17 protein-coding genes and 1 other annotated feature are annotated in these 19671 nt (G+C 40.5%); all 17 genes read right to left on the bottom strand.

What is annotated here, in order from left to right:
- Positions 1-28: 28 nt before the first annotated feature.
- Positions 29-859 (bottom strand): 50S ribosomal protein L2, encoded by an 831-nt coding sequence (gene rplB, locus X953_RS00680; protein WP_040953949.1) that lies wholly within the window; start codon positions 857-859, stop codon positions 29-31.
- Positions 860-891: 32 nt separating this feature from the next.
- Positions 892-1179, bottom strand: a complete 288-nt coding sequence (gene rplW, locus X953_RS00675) for a 50S ribosomal protein L23 (protein ID WP_040953948.1) — start codon at positions 1177-1179, stop codon at positions 892-894.
- Positions 1179-1802: a 50S ribosomal protein L4 gene (gene rplD, locus X953_RS00670; RefSeq protein WP_040953947.1), complete on the bottom strand. Its 624-nt coding sequence runs from the start codon at positions 1800-1802 to the stop codon at positions 1179-1181. The genes rplW and rplD overlap by 1 nt, the downstream gene beginning before the upstream one ends.
- A 26-nt stretch (positions 1803-1828) precedes the next feature.
- Entirely contained in the window at positions 1829-2458 is a 630-nt protein-coding gene (rplC, locus tag X953_RS00665; RefSeq protein ID WP_040953946.1) for a 50S ribosomal protein L3, read from the bottom strand.
- Between the two features lie 31 nt (positions 2459-2489).
- Positions 2490-2798, bottom strand: a complete 309-nt coding sequence (rpsJ, locus tag X953_RS00660; protein ID WP_019375535.1) for a 30S ribosomal protein S10 — start codon at positions 2796-2798, stop codon at positions 2490-2492.
- A gap of 849 nt (positions 2799-3647) precedes the next feature.
- The gene (tuf, locus tag X953_RS00655) at positions 3648-4838 is read right to left on the bottom strand and encodes an elongation factor Tu (RefSeq protein WP_019375536.1); all 1191 of its coding nucleotides are present in this window, start codon (positions 4836-4838) and stop codon (positions 3648-3650) included.
- 123 nt (positions 4839-4961) lie between these two features.
- On the bottom strand, positions 4962-7040 hold the full coding sequence (gene fusA, locus X953_RS00650; RefSeq protein WP_040953945.1) for an elongation factor G: 2079 nt from the start codon (positions 7038-7040) through the stop codon (positions 4962-4964).
- 43 nt (positions 7041-7083) lie between these two features.
- Complete coding sequence (rpsG, locus tag X953_RS00645; RefSeq protein WP_019375538.1) at positions 7084-7554, bottom strand: 30S ribosomal protein S7; 471 nt, start codon at positions 7552-7554, stop codon at positions 7084-7086.
- Positions 7555-7590: 36 nt separating this feature from the next.
- A complete protein-coding gene (gene rpsL, locus X953_RS00640) occupies positions 7591-8007 on the bottom strand; it encodes a 30S ribosomal protein S12 (RefSeq protein ID WP_019375539.1) in 417 nt (138 codons plus the stop codon).
- A 138-nt stretch (positions 8008-8145) separates the two neighbouring features.
- The gene (locus tag X953_RS00635; protein ID WP_040953944.1) at positions 8146-8397 is read right to left on the bottom strand and encodes a 50S ribosomal protein L7ae-like protein; all 252 of its coding nucleotides are present in this window, start codon (positions 8395-8397) and stop codon (positions 8146-8148) included.
- A 169-nt stretch (positions 8398-8566) separates the two neighbouring features.
- Entirely contained in the window at positions 8567-12172 is a 3606-nt protein-coding gene (gene rpoC / locus X953_RS00630; RefSeq protein ID WP_040953943.1) for a DNA-directed RNA polymerase subunit beta', read from the bottom strand.
- A gap of 154 nt (positions 12173-12326) precedes the next feature.
- Positions 12327-15863, bottom strand: coding sequence for a DNA-directed RNA polymerase subunit beta (gene rpoB, locus X953_RS00625; protein WP_040953942.1), 3537 nt, complete (start codon positions 15861-15863; stop codon positions 12327-12329).
- A 333-nt stretch (positions 15864-16196) separates the two neighbouring features.
- Positions 16197-16799 (bottom strand): class I SAM-dependent methyltransferase, encoded by a 603-nt coding sequence (locus X953_RS00620; RefSeq protein ID WP_040953941.1) that lies wholly within the window; start codon positions 16797-16799, stop codon positions 16197-16199.
- Between the two features lie 161 nt (positions 16800-16960).
- The gene (gene rplL, locus X953_RS00615) at positions 16961-17326 is read right to left on the bottom strand and encodes a 50S ribosomal protein L7/L12 (RefSeq protein ID WP_019375544.1); all 366 of its coding nucleotides are present in this window, start codon (positions 17324-17326) and stop codon (positions 16961-16963) included.
- Between the two features lie 69 nt (positions 17327-17395).
- Positions 17396-17896 carry a 50S ribosomal protein L10 gene (gene rplJ, locus X953_RS00610; protein WP_040953940.1) on the bottom strand — a complete coding sequence of 167 codons (501 nt, stop codon included), beginning with the start codon at positions 17894-17896 and terminating at the stop codon, positions 17396-17398.
- 61 nt (positions 17897-17957) lie between these two features.
- Positions 17958-18101 (bottom strand) — a sequence feature (ribosomal protein L10 leader region).
- Positions 18102-18149: 48 nt separating this feature from the next.
- Positions 18150-18842 (bottom strand): 50S ribosomal protein L1, encoded by a 693-nt coding sequence (gene rplA, locus X953_RS00605; RefSeq protein ID WP_019375546.1) that lies wholly within the window; start codon positions 18840-18842, stop codon positions 18150-18152.
- A 212-nt stretch (positions 18843-19054) separates the two neighbouring features.
- Positions 19055-19480, bottom strand: a complete 426-nt coding sequence (rplK, locus tag X953_RS00600) for a 50S ribosomal protein L11 (RefSeq protein WP_019375547.1) — start codon at positions 19478-19480, stop codon at positions 19055-19057.
- Between the last annotated feature and the right edge of the window lie 191 nt (positions 19481-19671).

Raw genomic sequence — 19671 nt, 5'->3', positions numbered from 1 at the left:
GGGGGTTATATCCCGTCCGCTATTCCGTTTATTTTTTACGCTTACGAACGATATATTTATCAGTCGACTTGTTACGGTGACGTGTTTTGTAGCCAAGTGTCGGTTTACCCCATGGTGACATTGGTGATTTACGTCCGATTGGCGCACGTCCTTCACCACCACCGTGTGGGTGATCGTTAGGGTTCATTACAGAACCACGTACTGTTGGGCGCTTGCCTAACCAGCGAGAACGTCCTGCTTTACCAACACGAATAAGTTCATGTTCAATGTTACCTACCTGACCAACTGTAGCGCGACAAGTAGAAAGGATTAAGCGAACTTCACCAGAAGCTAAACGAACTAGTGTGTACTTATCTTCACGTCCAAGAACCTGAGCTTCAGCACCTGCTGAACGAGCAAGCTGTCCACCACGTCCTGGTTTCAACTCAACGTTATGAATGATTGTACCAACTGGAATGTTAGCCAATGGAAGTGCGTTACCTAACTTGATATCCGCATCTACACCTGATTCGATTTTTTGATCCACTTTAAGACCTTTTGGAGCTAGAATATAACGCTTTTCTCCATCAACATAATTGATTAGAGCTATATTAGCTGAACGGTTTGGATCATATTCAATTGTAGCAACGCGTCCTGGTATACCATCTTTATCACGCTTGAAGTCGATAATACGGTATTGACGCTTATGACCGCCACCTTGATGACGAACAGTTAGTTTCCCTTGGTTATTACGACCACCACGTTTGTATAACGGGCTTAAAAGGGACTTCTCTGGAGTATCTGTAGTGATTTCAGCAAAATCAGATACAGACATATTACGTCTACCATTTGACGTTGGTTTGAATTTTTTAATCGCCATCTTGTTTTCCCTCCTTCACAATTTCCTTGTTCTTAACCTTCAAAGAAGTCCAGTTCTTTACTGTCCTCAGAAAGTTGTACGATAGCTTTTTTGCGATCTGAGCGATACCCACCGTATCTTCCCATTCGCTTGAACTTACCTTTAAGATTCATTGTATTTACTTTTTCTACTTTGACACCAAATACTAGTTCAACAGCAGACTTGATCTCTGTTTTATTAGCTTTTGGGCTTACTTCAAACGTATATTTCTTCTCTGCCATAAGATCAGCAGAGTTTTCCGTAATTACCGGGCGCTTAATAATATCGCGTGGGTCTTTCATTATGAAAGCACCTCCCCTGCTTTTTCAGCTGCATCTTTAGTAACGATCAGCTTGTCATGCGAAAGCAAGTCAAGTACGTTCATTTCCTCTACAGTCAGTACTTTTACAGACTGAAGATTATTTGCTGAACGCATAACTGTCTCGTCTTTTTCAGCAGTAACAATTAATACTTTTGTATCAACGTTAAGTGCTTCAAGCATCTTAACTACTTCTTTAGTTTTTGGAGCATCAATTGCAATGCTTTCCAATACTACAAGATTATCTTCTTTTACTTTAGATGATAGAGCAGATCTTATTGCTAGACGACGTACTTTCTTTGGTAGTTTGTAGCTATAGCTTCTAGGAGTCGGTCCGAATACAGTTCCGCCGCCTACCCATTGTGGTGAACGAATGGAACCTTGACGCGCACGTCCTGTTCCTTTTTGACGCCATGGTTTACGACCACCACCGCGTACTTCCGAACGGTTTTTTACAGCGTGCGTTCCTTGACGCATAGATGCACGTTGCATTACTACAGCTTCATGTAAAACATGTGTGTTTGGTTCAATACCGAATACGGAATCGTTTAACTCCATATCGCCAGCTTGTGAACCGTCTTGTTTTAATAGTGCTACTTTAGGCATGACATATCCTCCCTTCGTCTATATGATTAGTTAGCCTTTATTGCACTCGTGATTTTTACGAATGATTTTTTTGCACCAGGTACGTTCCCTTTAACTAAAATAAGGTTACGCTCAGCATCCACATTAACAATTTCAAGGTTTTGAATTGTAACTTGGTTGCCACCCATTTGTCCTGGAAGTGGTCTTCCTTTAAATACACGCATTGGATCAACAGCACCTAGTGAACCAGGTCCTCTATGATAATGGGAACCGTGGGACATTGGGCCACGTTGTTGATTATGTCGTTTGATGGAACCTTGGAAACCTTTACCCTTGGTTGTTCCAGTTACATCAATTTTATCTCCTGCTTGAAAAACATCAACGCTTATTTCCTGACCAACTTCATAGTCATCAAGATTAGCGTCACGGAATTCACGAACGCAGCGCTTAGGGGCTGTTTCAGCTTTAGCAGCATGACCTTTTTTCGCTTTATTCGTACGTGATTCTTTCTCATCAGCAAAACCGATTTGTAATGCTTCATAGCCATCATTTTCTAGCGTTCTCTTTTGCATTACAACGTTTGGCTCTGCCTGAATAACTGTTACAGGCACTAACTCGCCAGTTTCAGAGAAAAGCTGAGTCATGCCGATTTTACGACCTAAGATTCCTTTCGTCATCCGTTACACCTCCTATAGTAAATCCATTATTTTATAGTTTGATTTCAATATCCACACCAGATGGTAAGTCAAGACGCATTAACGAGTCAACAGTTTGTGGTGTTGGATTAACAATATCGATCAAGCGTTTATGTGTACGCATTTCGAATTGCTCGCGTGAATCCTTGTACTTATGCACCGCACGTAATACAGTGTATACAGATCTTTCTGTAGGTAATGGAATTGGTCCAGAAACATTTGCTCCAGAACGCTTCGCAGTATCTACAATTTTCTCAGCAGACTGATCTAAGATACGATGATCATATGCTTTCAAACGGATTCTGATCTTTTCTTTTGCCATTATTTTCCCTCCTTCTCGCCCATATTATTATAGACATTCTCCACGAAAATTCCTTAGCACCCCGCCATGGCAAAGGGGCCGGGTGTGCCAACAACCTTCCGCTTCATCGCCTTCGATGACCAACATTCTTATTATATAGAATTCCGCCGGTCAATGCAACCCCTTTTTAATAAATGTTGTAAGGATATTGCACATCTATGTATTATACTTACTATTTTCAATGAATGCAAGGGGTACAAGGAAATTCCTTATCATAACAAGAATATTTTCTAGCTTAAGGGAAAAGTTGTACGATTGCGTTAAAACTTTAAGGAAGTTAAATACTTTCTAGTGTGCGGGAAAACCGAAGCTTGGATGGAAAAACTTTCTGCTATAGGGTAGATTCACCATTAGTAAGTTGAGGTTATTTGCGAATGGGAGATTTAATCTACCGGAGAGTTACTTCATCAGCAGGAGAGCGATTTTATCCGCCGAAGAATAAATCAATCGGCTGCAGAGTTGGATAATCCGCCGAAGAATACATTAATCAGCAGCAGAGTGAGATTATCCGCCGAAGAATACATTAATCAGCTGCACAGCGTGTTAATCCGCCGAAGAGCAAATTAATCAGCAGAAGAGCAAAACTATCCGCCAAAGAGTAGATTAATCAGCAGGAGAGTGAAAGGAATTCCACCTTAGATATTTAGGGACTAGCTATATTAAACCTTTTTCCAAAACGGCAGTTTAAGTCTTCCAAGTTAATTGGCGCTTTATCTATTTCACGAATCATTGAATAACCCAAATATATATTAGGGGCCAAAGACAAAAAGCAGGTAGCGTCGTCACGCTACCTGCTTTTGAAAAAGTTTATTACTTTTGAATTGATGATACTACACCAGATCCAACAGTACGTCCGCCTTCACGGATAGAGAAACGAGTACCGTCTTCAATAGCGATTGGAGAAATAAGCTCAACGCTCATTTCGATGTTATCGCCAGGCATTACCATTTCAGTACCTTCTGGCAACTGAATAACACCAGTTACGTCAGTAGTACGGAAATAGAACTGTGGACGATAGTTAGCGAAGAATGGAGTATGACGTCCACCTTCTTCTTTTGACAATACATAAACTTCAGCTTTGAAGTTTGTGTGTGGAGTAATTGAACCAGGCTTTGCTAGTACTTGACCACGGTTGATGTCTTCACGTGCAACACCACGTAGAAGTGCACCAATGTTGTCTCCAGCTTCAGCATAGTCAAGAAGCTTACGGAACATTTCCACACCAGTTACAGTAGTTTTAGAAGCATCTTCAGCAAGTCCGATGATTTCAACTTCGTCTCCTACTTTAACTTCTCCACGCTCAACACGTCCAGTAGCAACTGTACCACGACCAGTGATTGAGAATACGTCCTCAACTGGCATCATGAATGGCTTGTCTTTGTCACGGTCTGGAGTTGGGATGTACTCATCAACTGCAGCCATTAGTTCAACGATTTTTTCTTCGTAGTCTGCATCGCCTTCTAGAGCTTTAAGAGCAGAACCTTTGATTACAGGTACATCGTCACCTGGGAAGTCGTATTCAGTAAGTAGATCACGTACTTCCATTTCTACTAATTCAAGAAGTTCTTCGTCGTCTACCATATCTGTTTTGTTAAGGAATACTACAATTGAAGGTACCCCAACGTTACGAGATAGTAAGATATGCTCACGAGTTTGTGGCATTGGACCATCAGCAGCAGATACTACTAGGATAGCTCCATCCATTTGAGCAGCACCAGTGATCATGTTTTTAACATAGTCAGCGTGTCCTGGGCAGTCAACGTGTGCATAGTGACGAGTGTCAGTTTCATATTCAACGTGAGAAGTTGCAATTGTAATTCCACGTTCTTTTTCTTCTGGTGCACCGTCAATTTGGTCATAAGCCATTGCAGAACCTTTACCAGATTTCTTATGCATAACTGTTGTAATAGCAGCAGTTAGAGTAGTTTTACCATGGTCAACGTGTCCAATTGTACCAATGTTTACGTGACTTTTTGAGCGATCGAATTTTTCTTTAGCCATTTATAGTTCCTCCTTTAGTTAAATAAAAGTTTTTTTATTTTTTATATGTTAAGCAGAGAAATAATTTTAAACTATAACTCAGCCTTCACTAAAAGTTATACTTGATGATGATCAAAAAATCAATTATTGACCAGCATTTTTCTTAATAATTTCTTCTGAGATACTCTTTGGCACTTCTTCATAGTGGTCAAAGTGCATTGTGAAGGTTCCACGCCCTTGCGTATTTGAACGTAATGCAGTAGCATAACCGAACATTTCAGCAAGTGGTACGAAACCTTTTACTAACTGAGCAGTTCCGCGTGCTTCCATACCTTCAACGCGTCCACGACGTGATGTAACATCACCCATAATGTCTCCCATGTATTCTTCAGGAATAACGATTTCTACCTTCATCATTGGTTCAAGAAGTACTGGGTTACACTTGTTTTTAGCAGCCTTTAAGGCCATTGATGCAGCTATTTTAAATGCCATCTCGTTTGAGTCAACATCATGGTAGCTACCATCATATAGTGAAGCTTTAATATCAATTAATGGATATCCTGCTAGTACACCATTTTCCATTGCTTCAGCAATACCCGCTTCAACAGAAGGAATGTATTCACGAGGAACAACCCCACCAACGATTTTGTTTTCAAATTCAAAGCCAGCGCCTTCTTCATTTGGTTCAAATTTAACCCAAACGTGACCATATTGTCCACGACCACCTGACTGACGTACAAACTTACCTTCAACCTCTGCAGCAGAACGGAAAGTTTCTCTGTAAGCAACCTGTGGTGCACCAACATTAGCTTCAACTTTGAATTCGCGCTTCAAACGGTCAACAATAATGTCTAAGTGAAGTTCACCCATACCAGAAATAATTGTTTGACCAGTTTCTACGTTTGTTTCTGTACGGAAAGTTGGATCTTCTTCAGCAAGTTTTGCTAAAGCAATACCCATTTTATCTTGGTCCGCTTTTGTTTTTGGTTCGATTGCAACACCGATAACCGGTTCTGGGAATTCCATTGATTCAAGGATAACTAAGTCCTTTTCATCACATAGTGTGTCCCCAGTTGAAGTATCCTTCAAGCCTACTGCTGCTGCAATTTCACCAGAGTAAACGCGTGAAATTTCTTCACGGGAGTTGGCGTGCATTTGTAGGATACGACCTACACGTTCACGCTTATCTTTAACAGAGTTCTTAACATAAGAACCGGAATCTAGTGTCCCAGAATATACACGGAAGAATGTAAGCTTTCCAACGTATGGATCTGTCATAACTTTAAATGCCAAAGCAGAGAAAGGAGCTTTATCATCTGATGGACGAGTTACTTTCTCTTCTGTTCCAGGAATAATACCTTCAATTGCCGCAACATCTGTTGGTGCAGGCAAGAAGTCAATTACACCATCAAGCATTAGTTGAACACCTTTGTTTTTAAATGCAGAACCACAATATACAGGATAGAATTCTACATCCAATGTTGCTTGACGAATTGCATTCTTAAGTTCTTCATTGGAGATTTCTTCCCCTTCTAGGAACTTCATCATTAACTCTTCATCAAGTTCTGATACTGCTTCAATAAGACCTGCTCTTAGCTCTTCTGCCTTATCTTTATATTCTGCAGGGATCTCACGGGATTCTGCTTTTGTACCAAGGTCATCAAGATAGAAGTGTGCTTCCATATTGATAAGATCAATAATACCTTCAAATTGATCTTCAGCACCAATTGGTAACTGTACTGGATGTGCATTTGCACCCAGACGATCCTTTAATGTGCCTGTAGAATACAAGAAGTCAGCACCTACTTTATCCATTTTGTTAATGAATACGATTCTAGGTACTCCGTACGTTGTCGCTTGACGCCATACAGTTTCTGTCTGTGGTTCAACACCAGACTGTGCATCAAGTACAGTTACAGCACCATCCAGCACACGTAGGGAACGTTCAACTTCTACAGTGAAGTCCACGTGTCCAGGTGTATCTATAATGTTAATACGATGTTCCTTCCAAGCAGCAGTTGTTGCAGCGGATGTGATTGTAATACCACGCTCTTGCTCTTGCTCCATCCAGTCCATCTGTGAAGCACCTTCGTGTGTTTCACCAATTTTATGAATACGTCCTGTGTAGAAAAGAATACGCTCAGTAGTAGTGGTCTTACCTGCATCGATGTGTGCCATAATACCAATATTACGCGTCTTTTCCAAGGAGAACTCTCTAGCCATGTATTCTTCTCCTTCCTATTTAAAAAACTTTATTGTCTTGTTCTTACCAACGGTAGTGAGCAAATGCTTTATTCGCTTCTGCCATTTTATGCATTTCTTCGCGCTTCTTAACTGAAGCACCTGTATTGTTAGATGCATCAAGAATTTCATTAGCAAGACGTTCTTCCATTGTTTTCTCTCCGCGTAGACGAGAGTAGTTAACAATATAACGTAGTCCTAATGCCTGACGACGTTCAGGGCGAACTTCCATCGGTACTTGGTAGTTAGAACCCCCAACACGGCGAGCACGAACCTCAAGTACTGGCATTACGTTTTTCATTGCCTGTTCAAAAACTTCCATTGCATTCTGGCCGCTTCTTTCAGAAACAAGTTCAAATGCATTATAAAGAATTTTTTGTGCCTTACCTCTTTTACCATCAACCATAATTTGATTGATTAAACGAGTCACTAATTTTGATTTATAAAGTGGATCTGGCAAGACATCGCGTTTAGGTACTGGTCCTTTACGTGGCATATGTCCTCCTCCTCTCTCAATAGTTATTATTACACATTATTTTTTCTTAGGGCGTTTCGTTCCGTATTTAGAACGTCCTTGTGCACGGCCTTCTACTCCAGCTGTGTCAAGTGCTCCACGTACAATGTGGTAACGTACCCCTGGTAAGTCTTTTACACGTCCACCACGTAGCAATACTACGCTGTGCTCTTGTAAGTTGTGACCAATTCCAGGAATGTATGCAGTTACTTCCATGTTGTTTGACAAGCGAACACGCGCATATTTACGAAGTGCAGAGTTCGGCTTCTTTGGAGTCAATGTACCAACACGTGTACAAACACCACGTTTTTGTGGAGAGTTTTGGTCAGTAAGTTTCTTTTTGAAACTGTTATAACCTTTATTTAGTGCCGGTGAATCAGATTTCTTCGGCTTGTTCACACGACCTTTACGTACTAATTGATTAATTGTAGGCATTGAAATGTCCTCCCTTCCAATTTTATAAATTTAAAATCTGTAACCAGCTGTTTCAAGCGAGTTATAAACCCACACATCCAGGTGGTTCATCTTTTGGCAAAAAACAAAGTCTCGACAGCTAATTTCCTGTCAAAACCATTAATGCTTTATTGCAACTGTAGATGCACCAACCTCAATCCCACAAGCGGCACCTAGTTTTTCCATCGAATCTACATAGCGGCAAGGGATGCCAAGATCTTTTGCTAAACTAGCTACTTTCTGTGTCAATCGGTGATCAGCATCATCAGCAATAAACACTTCACTTATTTCACCATTATTCATGGCCTTAAGCGTCTGTTTCGTCCCAATAATTATTCGTGATCGAACTTGAGTCACTTTTTCATAAGACATTTCATATCCTCCAAAGTAACAAGCATTATCGGAAGCACCTTGAATATTCTATCACCCATATTTTTCAATGTCAATATATATCAAGAATATTTTTGGTGCTTCCGACGGTTTATCACTTGTTCATTAATCTTTTCTCTATTTTTTAAACCTATGCTTCTATTAGCAAGTTCTATTGAACAGTCTCTGTTTCTTCCTCTACAGCTGTTTCTGGCTCATCCAGATCTGCTTGCACCTGACGGTAGCGTTGCATTCCAGTCCCGGCAGGAACCAGCTTACCGATGATTACATTTTCCTTCAGTCCTAGTAACTCATCCCGCTTACCTTTGATTGCAGCATCTGTAAGTACCCGTGTAGTTTCTTGGAAAGAAGCTGCAGACAAGAACGAATCTGTTTCCAAGGATGCTTTGGTGATACCTAATAATACAGGTTTTCCGGTTGCTGGCTGCTGGCCTTCATTCAACACCTTGTGGTTAGCATTCTTGAACTGATGTAGTTCAAGTAATGAACCTGGCAATACATCCGTATCTCCAGAATCAATAACACGGATCTTACGAAGCATTTGACGAACCATAACTTCGACGTGTTTATCACCAATTTCTACACCCTGCATACGGTATACGCGTTGCACCTCACGGAGTAAATAGTCCTGAACACCTTCAACACCCTGAACACGCAAGAGATCTTTTGGATCTACAGAACCTTCTGTAAGTTCCTGTCCTGCAATAACTGTATCTCCAACAGTTACTTTCATTCGAGCATTATAAGGTACAGCGTAGGCGCGTTGTTCTACTTCCCCTTGGACAATAATTTCTTGTTTGTCCTTCACTTCTTTAATTTCATGAATGGTTCCGTAGATTTCACTAATAACAGCCTGCCCTTTTGGATTACGAGCTTCAAATAGCTCTTGGATACGAGGTAAACCTTGTGTGATATCGTCCCCTGCAACACCACCTGTGTGGAATGTACGCATGGTTAGCTGTGTACCAGGCTCACCAATGGATTGAGCAGCAATTATACCAACTGCCTCTCCAACTTCCACATCTGCTCCAGTTGCTAGGTTTCGACCATAACATTTTTGACATACACCGTGCTTCGTATTACATGTGAAGGCTGTGCGTATAGTTACTTCTTCAATACCAGCATCAACAATTTGTTTTGCTTGGTCTTCTGTAATAATTGCATCTTTTTCAGCAAGGATCTCATTTGTTTCCGGGTGTTTCACAGTACGGAAGGCTGTACGCCCAATTAATCGGTCAATTAATGGCTCAATTAATTCTGTACCATCAGTTAAGGCAGAAACGGTAAGTCCTCGGTCCGTGCCACAATCTGCTTCACGTACAATTACATCCTGGGCCACATCCACTAAACGACGGGTTAAATAACCTGAGTCGGCTGTCTTCAAGGCTGTATCAGCAAGGCCTTTACGAGCACCGTGCGTAGAAATAAAGTATTCGAGTACTGTTAAACCTTCACGGAAGCTGGACTTAATCGGTAATTCAATAATTTTACCAGCCGGGTTGGCCATTAGACCACGCATACCTGCAAGCTGTGTAAAGTTAGAAGCATTACCCCTTGCTCCAGAATCACTCATCATAAAGATCGGGTTTCTTTCGCTTAAGGATTGCATTAGCTTCTCTTGAATCGTGTCTTTTGACTGAGACCATATTGCAATAACCCTATCATAGCGTTCTTCATCTGTGATTAAGCCGCGGCGGAATTGTTTAGATACGTTATCCACTTTCTTTTGGGCTTCTACTAGAATTTCCTCTTTTTCTTTTAATACAACGATATCAGAAATACCAACAGTCATACCTGCTTTTGTAGAATAACTGAAACCAAGATCTTTCATGCGGTCAAGCATTTTAGATGTTTCACTGATTTTGAATCGTTTAAAGACTTCCGCAATGATATCTCCCAGGAAACCTTTTTTAAACGGTTTGATAATATCTCTTGACTTGATTTCTTCCTTTATGTTCGTTCCACTTTCTACAAAATAATTCTCCGGAGTTTCAATCTCCAAGTTAAGTTTTGTAGGTTCGTTAATATAAGGGAACGAATCAGGTAAGATTTCATTGAAAATAATTTTACCTACAGTAGTGATCAATAATTGACCTTGTTGCTTATCAGTGAACGTTTTGTTGTTCAGGCTCGAAGCTTGGATTGCTACTCTGGTATGCAAATGTACGTATCCATTCTGATAAGAGAGCAATGCTTCGTTTATATCATTAAAGACAGCACCTTCACCGATTGCGTCTTCTCGTTCTAATGTAAGGTAATAGTTTCCTAAAACCATATCCTGAGACGGTGTAACAACTGGTTTCCCATCTTTTGGATTTAAGATGTTTTGTGCTGCAAGCATAAGGATACGGGCCTCTGCCTGCGCTTCAGCTGATAAAGGAACATGGACTGCCATTTGGTCACCATCAAAGTCAGCGTTGTACGCTGTACACACTAATGGATGCAGTCGAATTGCACGTCCTTCAACTAATGTAGGCTCAAATGCTTGAATACCTAGTCTGTGTAAAGTAGGTGCACGGTTAAGTAATACAGGATGCTCCTTAATTACTTCTTCCAGTACATCCCATACATCAGGATGCACACGTTCGATTTTACGTTTTGCTGATTTAATATTATGCGCAATTCCTTTTTCTACAAGCTCTTTCATAATAAATGGCTTAAAGAGCTCAAGAGCCATCTCTTTCGGTAAACCACACTGATACATTTTCAAGTGAGGTCCAACAACAATTACAGAACGTCCAGAATAATCTACACGTTTACCTAATAGGTTTTGACGGAAACGACCTTGCTTCCCTTTCAGCATATGAGATAAGGACTTTAATGGTCGGTTACCTGGTCCAGTGACTGGGCGGCCACGACGTCCATTATCTATCAAGGCATCTACTGCCTCTTGTAGCATACGCTTTTCATTTTGCACAATAATACTTGGTGCTCCAAGGTCCAATAAACGCTTCAGACGGTTATTTCGATTAATTACACGACGATATAAATCATTCAGATCAGATGTCGCAAATCTTCCGCCGTCCAACTGAACCATCGGACGTATTTCAGGTGGGATTACAGGTAAAACATCCAACACCATCCAAGAGGTGTCATTGCCCGAATTACGGAACGACTCCAATACTTCCAGACGTTTAATTGCTCTTGTTCTTCGTTGTCCCTGTGCTGTCTTCAATTCTTCTTTTAAAGCATCCACTTCTTTTTCAATATCGATGTCTTGTAAAAGTTTACGGATTGCTTCTGCGCCCATTTGGGCTTTAAAAGACTTACCATACTTGTCATAATACGCACGGTATTCTTTTTCAGATAAAAGCTGTTTTTTCTCCAAAGGTGTGTCACCAGTTTCCGTTACAATATATGCAGCGAAATAGATTACTTCCTCAAGAGCTCTTGGCGACATATCCAAGACAAGACCCATACGGCTTGGTATACCTTTAAAATACCAAATATGTGATACTGGAGCTGCTAGCTCAATGTGGCCCATGCGCTCACGACGCACCTTCGCTTTTGTTACTTCTACACCACAACGGTCACATACAACACCTTTATAGCGTACTCGCTTATACTTACCACAATGACATTCCCAATCTTTTTGTGGTCCAAAAATCCGCTCACAGAATAAGCCATCCTTCTCCGGCTTCAATGTACGGTAATTAATTGTTTCCGGCTTCTTCACCTCACCATAAGACCATGAACGTATCTTCTCCGGTGAAGCTAAGCCTATTTTCATATACTCAAAATTATTTACATCTAGCAAGGGGCCTACCTCCCTTTTAATGTCCGATTTTACCTAAGCTTATCACAGTTATATAAGATAAAGCTGGAGGTTGATCCAACAGTTGAACCAACCTTTCACTTTGGATATTTGGATATTATGCGTCTTTTTAACATGTACCCTATTGAAATAAAACTTAACTTTCTTCTACTTCAAGATTTAATTTACTAGCCTGTTGCGTATCTTCTTCTTCCAGTTCACGCATATCAATTTCTTCTTCGTTACTGGAGAGCATTTTAACGTCCATTCCCAGACTTTGCAGTTCTTTAATTAATACCTTGAACGATTCCGGAACTCCCGGCTCAGGTACATTATCCCCTTTTACAATGGATTCATATGTTTTCACCCTGCCGACAATATCATCAGATTTCACAGTAAGGATTTCCTGCAACGTATATGCTGCACCATACGCTTCAAGTGCCCACACTTCCATCTCACCGAAACGCTGACCACCGAATTGAGCTTTACCACCAAGCGGTTGTTGTGTAACAAGTGAATAAGGGCCTGTCGAACGAGCGTGTAACTTATCATCAACCATATGCGCAAGTTTGATCATATACATTACACCAACGGAAACACGGTTATCAAAAGGTTCACCTGATCTTCCATCATACAGGATTGTTTTTGCATCCCTTGGCATACCAGCCTCTTCCAGCGTTTCCCAAACATCCTCTTCCGTAGCTCCATCAAAAACAGGTGATGCGACATGGATTCCAAGCTGTCTCGCAGCCATACCAAGGTGTAACTCAAACACCTGTCCGATATTCATACGGGATGGTACACCCAACGGATTAAGCATAATATCAATTGGAGTTCCATCAGGTAAGAATGGCATATCCTCTTCCGGTAAGATTTTGGAGATTACACCCTTGTTACCGTGGCGACCTGCCATTTTATCTCCTTCATGTATCTTACGCTTTTGCACGATATATGCACGAACAAGTTGATTAACACCAGGAGGAAGCTCGTCGCCATCTTCACGATTAAAGATTTTCACATCAAGAACAATTCCGCCCGCTCCGTGAGGTACACGTAGGGAGGTGTCTCGAACTTCCCTTGCTTTCTCGCCAAAGATTGCGTGAAGAAGTCGTTCTTCAGCAGATAGCTCTGTAACACCTTTAGGAGTAACCTTACCAACAAGGATGTCTCCATCTGTTACTTCAGCGCCTACTCGGATAATCCCATGTTCATTCAGGTTTTTAAGTGCTTCTTCCCCAACGTTAGGAATATCTCTTGTGATTTCCTCCGGCCCGAGTTTTGTATCGCGAGCTTCAGATTCGTATTCTTCAATATGGATGGACGTATACACATCATCCTTCACAAGTCGCTCACTCATGATGATAGCATCCTCGTAGTTATAACCTTCCCAAGTCATAAAGCCAACAAGGACGTTTCTTCCAAGGGCTAGCTCCCCATCTTCCATGGAAGGTCCATCTGCAAGGATTTCCCCTTTAGTAACACGGTTCCCTTCGCTTACAATAGGTCGCTGGTTGTAGCATGTTCCCTGGTTGGAACGAATATATTTTTGTAATTTATAACGATCCAAATCGCCTTTTACTTCTTTTCCATCCACTTCGGATATGCGGCGGACAAGAACCTCTTTCGCTTCTACTTTTTCTACAATACCTTCGTGACGGCAAATAATAGCTGCACCAGAATCCTTCCCGTCTACATACTCCATTCCTGTACCAACAATAGGAGCTTCCGGGTTCATAAGTGGTACTGCCTGACGTTGCATGTTTGCCCCCATTAGCGCACGGTTGGAGTCATCGTTTTCCAAGAAAGGAATACATGCTGTCGCAGCGGAAACAACTTGCTTTGGTGATACATCCATATAATCAATTTGTTCACGTGGTACTGCTGTATTCTCCCCACGGAAACGAGCGATTACTTCTTCATCCGTGAAAGTGCCGTCATCATCTAATTTAGCATTTGCCTGAGCAACAACATAGTTGTCTTCCTCATCGGCAGTTAAGTAATCAATTTGAGCAGTTACCTTACCTGTTTCAGGATCAACCCGGCGGTAAGGTGTTTCAATGAAGCCAAATTTATTAACTTTTGCATAACTTGACAATGAGTTAATAAGTCCGATATTCGGTCCTTCCGGTGTCTCGATCGGACACATGCGGCCATAGTGGGAATAGTGTACGTCACGCACTTCGAAGCCGGCACGTTCACGCGTCAGTCCACCTGGTCCTAATGCTGACAAACGGCGTTTATGGGTTAATTCAGCCAATGGATTGGTCTGGTCCATAAATTGTGACAGCTGAGAGCTACCAAAGAACTCTTTAATCGATGCGATTACAGGTCGAATATTGATTAACTGTTGTGGTGTGATGCTTGATGTATCCTGAATAGACATCCGTTCACGCACAACACGTTCCATTCGGGACAACCCAATTCTGAATTGATTCTGTAAAAGCTCTCCAACAGAACGCAAACGACGATTCCCCAAATGATCAATATCGTCTGTATTTCCTACACGATGTAGTAGATTAAAGAAATAACTGATAGCTGACAAAATATCTGCAGGTGTAATATTTTTTACACTGGTATCTACATCAGCATTTCCGATTACAGTTAGCTCTTTTTCTCCGCTAGGATCTGTAGGGTCGACGATTTTAATTGATTGAAGCGTAATTTGCTCATCTAGAACACCTTCGTGAGGTTCAGCAATTCTCTCACCAAGCTTGTCTTCTTCTTTTTCCAAGTATGGGATAATTTTATTTAGTAACTTACGTTCGAGTTTATCACCCTTTTGTGCCAGTACCTCTCCTGTTTCAGGATCCACAATAGGTTCAGCAACAACTTGGTTGAAAAGTCGATTCTTTATGTGTAATTTTTTATTCATTTTATAGCGACCAACATGCGCTAGATCATAACGCTTTGGATCGAAAAATCTAGAAACAAGTAAGCTCTTTGCATTTTCTACTGTTGGCGGCTCGCCAGGACGTAAACGCTCATAAATCTCTAATAAAGCTTTTTCGGTTGTTTCTGTGTTATCTTTTTCTAATGTATTTTTAAGGTATTCATTATCACCTAGCAAATCGATAATTTCTTGATCTGAGCCAAAGCCAAGAGCACGTAATAATACCGTAATTGGCAATTTACGTGTGCGATCGATACGAACATAGGCCACGTCTTTTGCATCAGTTTCGAACTCCAACCATGCACCACGGTTTGGAATAACTGTTGCTGCAACGCCCCTCTTTCCGTTTTTATCAATTTTCTCATTGTAGTAAACACTAGGTGAGCGCACAAGCTGTGAAACGATAACACGCTCTGCACCATTAATGACAAACGTACCTGTATCTGTCATAAGCGGGAAATCACCCATGAATACTTCTTGTTCTTTTACTTCGCCTGTTTCATTGTTAATCAAGCGAACCTTTACTCGAAGTGGAGCATTATAAGTGACATCTCTTTCCTTAGATTCATCCACAGGATATTTTGGTTCACCCAAGCTGTAATCGACAAATTCAAGTGAAAGGTTACCTGTAAAATCTTCAATAGGAGAAATATCCTTAAACATTTCTCTAATGCCTTCTTCCAGGAACCACTCATAAGAAGCTGTTTGAATTTCGATAAGATTCGGCAATTCTAATACTTCACTAATACGCGCATAGCTTCTGCGTTGGCGGTGCCGTCCATACTGAACTAGTTGACCTGTCAACTGCTTCACCCCTTAAATCATGCATTTTCCAGTAGAAGTTTTCTACTTTAAATGATTAATATATTTTAAAAACTCCCTGATTTCTCAGTTTGTTTTTGAATCCTTATTTTAAACACGCTAACAAACTTGCAACCGAATATATACAAGTTATGGATCTATTTTATACCAAGCCGAAAATAACAATATAAATAGAAAATAAGGGAAAATATCCCTTTCAATCTTACCATTATTTCCCTAGCACGGATAAATATACGTCATTTTTATAAAATAACCTCTTGACATAAGAATCGCCATGTTAGCATTTATTAAGCATAACATACACGTATATCTTGGTCAAACATTTATAGCACGCAGAATAAAGTAACCTTTATCCTTTGCTACGACTTCTGCATTTCCAAATAGATCTTCTAATTTATTCTTCGCGGAAGGAGCTCCCTGCTTTTTTTGTATAACAACCCATAATTCTCCCCTCTCGACTAGTGTCGTCTTTGACTTTTCGAACATTTGATGAACCGTCTGCTTCCCTGCTCTGATTGGCGGGTTCGTCAATATCGCAGCAAATGTCCGACCATCCAGTTGAGAGAACTGGTCGCTTTGGATAAACTCCGCATTATTAATTTGATTTTTAGCAGCATTTTTTTCGGCCAAAAGTACAGCTCTTTCATTTACATCTGCCATAACTACATGGCGATCTGTGTAAGAACCAGAAATCGCAATACCGATCGGACCATATCCACATCCTAAATCCAAGATATCCCCTGGTAATTCAGGTGGACGAAATTGTTCTATTAATAGTTTAGATCCGAAATCGACTTCATTCTTCGAAAACACACCTACATCACTGGTAAATGTATACTGTCTTCCTTTCAACCGATAGCTCCATGTCTTTGGTGAACTTTTAGATTGAGGTTTTTTTGAAAAGTAATGCTCTGACATTTGGCACCTACTTTTTATAAAATAGATTGAGAAGATAGGAGAGGCACAAATAATAAACACCATCAGTTCTTCCTTTGGTTGTTCATACTTTGTGCCTCCTCATCATATTTTATATATAGAGAGCCCGTCGTTAGCTTGTACGACGAGCCCCATTATTGAAATTACTTAACTTCTACAGTTGCGCCAGCTTCTTCTAGCTTGCCTTTAACTTCTTCAGCTTCTTCTTTAGATACAGCTTCTTTGATTGCTTTTGGTGCGTTGTCAACCAAGTCTTTTGCATCTTTAAGACCAAGACCAGTGATTTCACGAACTGCTTTAACAACTTTAATTTTTGAAGCTCCAGCACTTTCAAGTACTACATCAAATTCAGTTTGTTCTTCAGCAGCTTCTCCAGCGCCAGCTCCACCTGCTACTGCTACTGGTGCTGCAGCTGTTACACCAAATTCTTCTTCAATTGCTTTTACTAAATCGTTTAAGTCTAGTACAGACATTTCTTTAATCGCATCAATGATTTGTTCTTTAGTCATGATATTATTTCCTCCTAATTATTATTAATTTTTTATAAAACGAAACAGATTGATCTGTTTATAACCCAATTATGCGCCTTGTTCCTCTTTTTGCTCTGCGATAGCTTTCGTAGCATATGCAAAGTTGCGGACAGGTGCCTGAAGTACGCTAAGCAACATAGAAACCATACCTTCGTAATTTGGCAGATCTGCAAGTTCCTTGATTTGTTCAAGTGTTGCAACTTTCCCTTCAATTACGCCACCTTTGATTTCCAATGCCTCATGCTTTTTAGCGAAGTCATTTAAAATTCTTGCTGGTGCTACGACATCTTCTGTACTGAAAGCAACCGCGTTAGGTCCTACCAATACATCAGAAAGGTCATTTAGCTCTGCAGCTTCTACAGCACGTCTAGTCATTGTATTCTTGTATACCTTGAAGTCAATTCCTGCTTCGCGAAGTTGTTTACGTAATTCAGTAACTTCAGCTACATCAAGACCACGATAGTCTACAACTACAGCAGTTTGACTCGCACGGAATTTATCAGCAATCTCTTCAACGATTTGCTTTTTCTTCTCGATAATGCTGGACATTGTTCCACCTCCTATTGTCATTGTTTATCATACCGTATAGAAATAGCGCAAGCGCCTGTTTATTAACAGAAGAAAAGCTCCCATGCAGACATGGGAGCTTAATATAACAATTAACCTATCACGGGCTAATCTGCTTTTAAACACCTCGGCAGGATATTAAGCGAATGATCGCCCCTACTGTCTACGGTACAACATATTCATTTATATAACGCATATCAGTATAACTAATGTTTAACCAAAAGTCAACATGTTATTAACGATATGATGAAACGTCTACTCTTACACCAGGGCCCATTGTGGAAGTTAATGAAACATTTTTCATGTAAGTTCCTTTAGCAGCCTGTGGTTTAACTTTAACTAAAGTTTCAGTGATCGCTTCAAAGTTCTCAATTAGTTTCTCATTATCAAATGAAAGCTTACCAATTGGAACATGGATGTTAGCAGATTTATCTACACGATATTCTACTTTACCAGCTTTAATATCTTTAACAGCTTTTTCTACTTCGAAAGTAACTGTTCCAGTTTTAGGGTTAGGCATAAGGCCTTTTGGTCCTAACACGCGTCCAAGTTTACCAACTTCAGCCATCATGTCAGGTGTAGCTACGATTACATCAAAATCAAACCAACCTTGGTTAATTTTGTTAATATAATCAGATTCGCCTACGAAGTCAGCTCCTGCTGCTTCAGCTTCTTTAGCTTTTTCACCTTTTGCAAATACTAGTACACGTTGTGTTTTACCAGTACCGTGTGGCAATACCATTGCGCCACGGATTTGCTGATCTGCTTTTTTAGGGTCTACGCCTAAACGAAAAGCAGCTTCAACAGTTTCATCAAAGTTTGCCTTAGCTGCTTCTTTAACTAAAGCAACAGCTTCTGCTACATCATATGATTTAGAACGATCAACAAGCTTAAGTGCTTCTTGATGTTTTTTACCTTTTTTAGCCATTTTATTTCCTCCTCTTTTGTGGTTATAACGGTAATACCTCCCACTTATAAAAGCAACAGCTTTTATAAAGCATGTGACATAAATAGTACATCACATTCACGAAAAAGGTTGCGAGTAATGGCAATCAATCGCAACCTATACCGTATAAATTTGGGTAACCCATCTCTAAACTCACTTATTAAGGTAAGCTAAGATTGGATCTCCATTAAAAATTAGTCTTCAATCGTAATACCCATGCTGCGAGCAGTACCTTCAACCATACGCATGGCTGCTTCTACGTCTGCTGCATTCAAATCAGGCATTTTAGTTTCTGCGATTTCTTTTACTTTGTCGCGTTTAACAGTTGCGACTTTATTACGGTTTGGCTCACCTGATGCAGTTTCAATACCAGCTGCTTTTTTCAATAGAACAGCTGCAGGTGGAGTTTTTGTAATAAATGTAAATGAACGGTCTTCAAATACCGTAATTTCAACAGGGATAATCATACCCGCTTGATCTTGGGTACGTGCGTTGAATTCCTTACAGAATCCCATGATGTTAACACCCGCTTGACCTAGTGCCGGTCCAACTGGTGGTGCCGGATTAGCTTTTCCAGCTGGGATTTGCAGCTTTACTAATTTAATTACTTTTTTAGCCACGAGACACACCTCCTTAAAGTCCGTGATGTGGTAATAGGGGATGTCCCCTCCCACTCCTATTTCCATTCTTTCTCATAAAGTTGAGAACATGAATAACAAAAAAATTTTAGCATGAATAAGAAAATATTGCAAGGCTTTGTCAAAGATTACTATTTATAAGAGCTAATAAAAATTAAGTATTGACCAAAAAT

Source organism: Virgibacillus sp. SK37 (assembly GCF_000725285.1).
In the GTDB taxonomy this organism is placed as follows: domain Bacteria; phylum Bacillota; class Bacilli; order Bacillales; family Amphibacillaceae; genus Virgibacillus_Q.
Note: the sequence above shows the minus strand (reverse complement) of the source record. Positions and strands in the feature narration are given on the sequence as shown.

Excerpts from the sequence above, each read along its gene's own strand:
- rplA (WP_019375546.1), bottom strand. The coding sequence starts at position 18,842 with ATGGCTAAAAAAGGTAAAAAACATCAAGAAGCACTTAAGCTTGTTGAT.
- tuf (WP_019375536.1), bottom strand. The coding sequence starts at position 4,838 with ATGGCTAAAGAAAAATTCGATCGCTCAAAAAGTCACGTAAACATTGGT.
- rplC (WP_040953946.1), bottom strand. The coding sequence starts at position 2,458 with ATGACGAAAGGAATCTTAGGTCGTAAAATCGGCATGACTCAGCTTTTC.
- X953_RS00620 (WP_040953941.1), bottom strand. The coding sequence starts at position 16,799 with ATGTCAGAGCATTACTTTTCAAAAAAACCTCAATCTAAAAGTTCACCA.
- fusA (WP_040953945.1), bottom strand. The coding sequence starts at position 7,040 with ATGGCTAGAGAGTTCTCCTTGGAAAAGACGCGTAATATTGGTATTATG.
- rpsG (WP_019375538.1), bottom strand. The coding sequence starts at position 7,554 with ATGCCACGTAAAGGACCAGTACCTAAACGCGATGTCTTGCCAGATCCA.
- rplL (WP_019375544.1), bottom strand. The coding sequence starts at position 17,326 with ATGACTAAAGAACAAATCATTGATGCGATTAAAGAAATGTCTGTACTA.
- rplJ (WP_040953940.1), bottom strand. The coding sequence starts at position 17,896 with ATGTCCAGCATTATCGAGAAGAAAAAGCAAATCGTTGAAGAGATTGCT.
- rpsJ (WP_019375535.1), bottom strand. The coding sequence starts at position 2,798 with ATGGCAAAAGAAAAGATCAGAATCCGTTTGAAAGCATATGATCATCGT.
- rplD (WP_040953947.1), bottom strand. The coding sequence starts at position 1,802 with ATGCCTAAAGTAGCACTATTAAAACAAGACGGTTCACAAGCTGGCGAT.
- rplW (WP_040953948.1), bottom strand. The coding sequence starts at position 1,179 with ATGAAAGACCCACGCGATATTATTAAGCGCCCGGTAATTACGGAAAAC.
- rplB (WP_040953949.1), bottom strand. The coding sequence starts at position 859 with ATGGCGATTAAAAAATTCAAACCAACGTCAAATGGTAGACGTAATATG.
- X953_RS00635 (WP_040953944.1), bottom strand. The coding sequence starts at position 8,397 with ATGTCTTATGAAAAAGTGACTCAAGTTCGATCACGAATAATTATTGGG.
- rpsL (WP_019375539.1), bottom strand. The coding sequence starts at position 8,007 with ATGCCTACAATTAATCAATTAGTACGTAAAGGTCGTGTGAACAAGCCG.